The 3,992-nt window shown below is 53.7% G+C and carries 4 protein-coding genes and 1 pseudogene; 2 read left to right on the top strand and 3 right to left on the bottom strand.

The window, feature by feature from the left end; genetic code table 11:
* Positions 1-13: 13 nt before the first annotated feature.
* The 3 genes and pseudogenes from AC1DH9_RS25520 to AC1DH9_RS25510 form a co-directional block, all read right to left on the bottom strand.
* Positions 14-457 carry a hypothetical protein gene (locus AC1DH9_RS25520; RefSeq protein WP_427543764.1) on the bottom strand — a complete coding sequence of 148 codons (444 nt, stop codon included), beginning with the start codon at positions 455-457 and terminating at the stop codon, positions 14-16.
* A 188-nt stretch (positions 458-645) separates the two neighbouring features.
* Positions 646-1,092 (bottom strand): annotated as a pseudogene (locus AC1DH9_RS25515) (diaminopimelate epimerase); the annotation flags it as partial.
* Positions 1,093-1,233: 141 nt separating this feature from the next.
* Positions 1,234-2,142 carry an alpha/beta fold hydrolase gene (locus AC1DH9_RS25510; protein ID WP_427543758.1) on the bottom strand — a complete coding sequence of 303 codons (909 nt, stop codon included), beginning with the start codon at positions 2,140-2,142 and terminating at the stop codon, positions 1,234-1,236.
* Positions 2,143-2,575: 433 nt separating this feature from the next.
* Here AC1DH9_RS25510 and AC1DH9_RS25505 point away from each other — a divergent pair, with 433 nt between their 5' ends.
* Positions 2,576-3,151 (top strand): TetR/AcrR family transcriptional regulator, encoded by a 576-nt coding sequence (locus tag AC1DH9_RS25505; RefSeq protein WP_427543755.1) that lies wholly within the window; start codon positions 2,576-2,578, stop codon positions 3,149-3,151.
* Positions 3,152-3,507: 356 nt separating this feature from the next.
* A partial coding sequence (locus AC1DH9_RS25500; RefSeq protein WP_477809015.1) for an OsmC family protein occupies positions 3,508-3,992 on the top strand: 485 nt, incomplete at its 3' end.

Raw genomic sequence — 3,992 nt, 5'->3', positions numbered from 1 at the left:
CCTTTGTATAGGGTTAGGCTGCATTGTTAATTGCAGCTTCTAAATGTTTAATCGTATCGTGCTCTCCGAATGCCGATAGAGCCTGGTTAACTATAACCCAGCTATCACCTAGCTTCCCTGTTATGTGGTGCTGGTAAAGATTGTAAATTGAATAATATGCCATTTCCATGTCGGCGCTAAATTTTAGATCTTCGTCTTGTAGGGCTGCAGCAGGTTCTAAGTATCGCTCATTAACATTTAATTCGTCTTTGCCATGGATGACGGCTTCTATTGCGTCGTAGGGTAAAGAAAAGTCAATTTTTTGCACTGTTCCTGCAATGGTTTCACGGTATTCAGTGATTCCGTTGTTGCTGGTGTAGTTAAGCCAAAGCTTATAAGCTTTTTTGCAAAGATCAATCTGGACCCTTTTTTGTTTCTCTGGATGTAACTCAAAATATTTTTTCGCTACTGGATGCATACGAAGCCTGATGTTTGGTTTAGGGGAGGGCTGCGGAGTGTCGCTCCGAGTAAGCGACGCGAATGGTCTTGAACCGTCTATTAGGCGTCACTGCCGCCAGATAAGTAAATAACCTTGAAAAAGTGGGGGTATTAACCGATCTCAAGTCAAGGCTAATGGGTGTCCCCTTTGTTGCGCAACAAGTGTTTTCCAATTCTGCTTGCTTTTTGGCTGCCAGCAAGTGGCAAAACAGCAGTATCCATTTCCAAAGCCAGAGGAATATCCGACCAGCCGAAAAGCGGCACTCCCATGTCGACAGAAATGGCGCCGGTTGAGGTTCGTTCGCAAGTCAGTAGACCACGGTTGGTTCGGAGCGCTATCGAAGTAATATTGGATTCGCGCATCAGCATATCCGCGGCACCCCGCGTTGCGCTGCCACAAACGTCCAGCGTGGAGCCATCTGCGTTCCAAAACATCAAGCGCGCATCTGCATCATCGCAATCGAGCACCACTGCGAGTTGATTGAATCCGACTCCTTGGTTCCGATCCCCCATCCGCCGCGCCAGGTTACTTGTCATTGGATTGGACGAATTTCGCGAGTCCACGATAACGAAGTCATCGCCATTGGCGTGCATTTTATGAAAGCTCAGCGGCATTGATCGACCCTGGCGAGAGGTGGGGGAGGCTAGCCAGATGATTTTCAGATTTATTTACAGCTATCGTCTAGCCCTTAAATGACCGCGGGGCAGGCCCTGAGTGCAGTGCCCTCCAATAATCCCCTCCGAGACCTCAACCCATCACTGCGCAATAAAGTCGCGTACCACCCGAATAGTCTGCGTCGGCGCCTCTTCCATCAGCCAATGTCCTGCCCCCGGCACCACCACTTCCGTGACCTTGTCCGCTGCGTTGCGCATAACGATCGCCTCATTACTTCCAAAAGATTTTTCACCCCCGATAGCCAATACCGGCATGGTCAGTCGCGCCGCCATCGACGCTTTGTTGTCCACCTCATCCTGACGAATGCTGCGGAACTGGGCGAAGGCTGCGTGCATGGCGCCGGGGCGGGCATAGAGCTTGGCGTAATGCTGGCGGGTTGCTTCATCCACCTTGGTGGGATTGCCCGCGAACTCGTTCCAGAACCGGTCCAGGTAGATGCGCTCACGACCGGCCACCAGGCGTTCAGCATCCGGCCCGCCAAAGTCGAAGTGCCAAAGCATTGGTGAGCGGACAATGTCGTTCCAGGGCGGAATACCCGGCACGGGCGCATCCATCACCACCAGGCGATCGGTACGCTGCGGATAACGCGCGGCGTAGGCGTAGGCGACCATGGTGCCGATGTCATGGCCGATGACCACCGAGTGTTCGATACCCAGCGCGGCCAACACCGCACGGATGTCGCCCGCCTGGTTCTTCTTGTCGTAGCCGCTGTCCGGGATCGACGACAAGCCCATGCCGCGAAGGTCCGGCACCACGACCGTGTGATCCCGGGCCAGATCGGCAGCCAGTGGCGCCCACATATCGCCGGTATCGCCAAAGCCATGCAACAGCACCACGGCCGGCCCCTTGCCGCCGACGCGCACATGCAGTGTGACGCCTTCTACTGGAATGTCCTGAATACGAAAGGAGGCAGGAAATGGCGTCACCTGAGCATGTGCCGGGAGGCTTAGAGCAAGCAGCATAAAAGCGGTCAGCAGGATGCGGGGCATGATGGTGTCTCTGGACGTACGCGTGGAAGGGCCCGAGCCAATGTGCGTGTTGCTTGGGGGGAGAGTTGACCGCGCAACGTGATGCACATTATCGACATGCGCCATTCAGTAGCAAGCCGATACGATCAGAATGGCGAGTCTTCTGAAGCACGATAAGGTCCCGTTCGGAAGAGCTTAGATCGTTTGGTTGTGGATGTTGGTCGTTATCCTGACCCGGTGTGGCGGCGTCGCCGATGCCACCAAAGCTGCCGTGGGCCAAAGGCAGAAATCGGCCATTAGCGGACGGCCACTTACCGACTGCTCAGGCCGCTCCACGGGCCATTGAAGGGGGCACAGCGCCCATTGAAATGTGACAGATGGGGACAACCCGAGCGCTGTCTTATGAAGAAGTACTAATTTATGATGCTGCATTGATCAATTTGGAAAAGGCACTATGAGTACACGTTCTGATCTCCTTGCCAGTGCAGAGATTTTATTGCGTACGAAAGGCTACGCAGCCTTCAGCTATGCCGATCTGGCTGAAGAGATCGGCATCAAGAAGGCGAGTATTCATCACCACTTTCCTACCAAAGAAGGTCTGGCGATCGCCATCGTTGAGAGCTATCTGTTCCGCTTCAAGAGCCAGCTGGAATGCATCAATGTTGAAAATACCGGCATTATTGATCGGCTCAATGCTTTCGCCATGATGTTCGCGAAAAGCAGCGAAAGCGCGCTGCTTCCGCTCTGCGGCGCTTTGGCGGCGGAGCTGCTGGCTTTGCCTGAAAGCCTGAAGCAGATGACGAAAGATTTTTTCGAGATCCATCTCAATTGGCTTCAGGAAAATATCGTGAAGGGCCAAGAGGCCGGCGAGCTCAAAGCTGAGCTCGACAGCGTGAAGGTCGCCAGGCTCATTCTGAATACATTGGAAGGCGGCAGCTTTGTCTCTTGGGCACTGAACGACAATTACGAGCAGTTTTCTGGATTTGACTTCATCTTAGATGGGCTTCGGGTTGCCGGGACGCAGCACTGAGGCTCAGCAGCCTTTCTCCCCAGCAGGGCTTGTTCCTACCTCATGAACGCTACATCCGCCTAATCTAAATCTTCTGAGTATTTCTCGCGTGCTCCTTCTATCGGGAGTACGTCGCGTCTCGCATTTTTCACGCAGTTGTTGCCCGCCTTTTCCTCCTCGCACCTGAACTGATGTTTTTGAGAGCTGCGACACCTGCACGGTGATCGCAAGCATCCCTATTCCAGAAATGTGATTACAGAATCTATTTTTCCACGTTGAGTTATAAGACAATTACCTCTTGTTGCAATACCTACTAGTTGGTAGGCTTGTTTCTCTTCCGAGCCAAACGGCCGGTCCATCCGAAGAGGAACGAACACATGAGCAACAACCTGAATGGTATCGATGTCGCCGCACTCCAGCAGTTTGCCCAAGGCGTTGCTGAGGATGCGACCAAGCGTCACGCAAGCTTTAACGTGAAGACCGAGTGGAAAGGCCAGACTCGTTCCGTGGCGAAGGTCAATCGCTACAGCCTGGCCGGGGAAACCTACTCGCGCGACTTTGAAATTGTCGCCGACGAGCCAAACGAATTGTTGGGGCAGAACACCGCACCTAACCCGCAGGAACTGCTGATGGCCGCGCTTAACGCCTGTATGTCGGTCGGTTACGCGGCCAATGCCGCAATGATGGGCATCAAGATTCACAGCCTGGAAATCGAGACTGACGGCACCCTCGATCTGCGTGGCTTTTTGGGCATCGACGAAAGCGTCAATCCTGGTTACGACGAAGTAAGCGTCGTGATTCGCCTGCGCACTGACGCCCCTCGTGAGCGCGTTGAAGAGCTGCACAAGGTGGTGCTGAAAAC

The sequence above is a fragment of the Pseudomonas sp. 05T35 genome, assembly GCF_056396605.1.
This window is presented reverse-complemented; position numbering and strand designations above follow the sequence as displayed.

Bases quoted from the DNA above. Each gene is read 5' to 3' on its own strand.
- AC1DH9_RS25510 (WP_427543758.1), bottom strand. From the start codon at position 2,142: ATGCCCCGCATCCTGCTGACCGCTTTTATGCTGCTTGCTCTAAGCCTC.
- AC1DH9_RS25520 (WP_427543764.1), bottom strand. From the start codon at position 457: ATGCATCCAGTAGCGAAAAAATATTTTGAGTTACATCCAGAGAAACAA.
- AC1DH9_RS25505 (WP_427543755.1), top strand. From the start codon at position 2,576: ATGAGTACACGTTCTGATCTCCTTGCCAGTGCAGAGATTTTATTGCGT.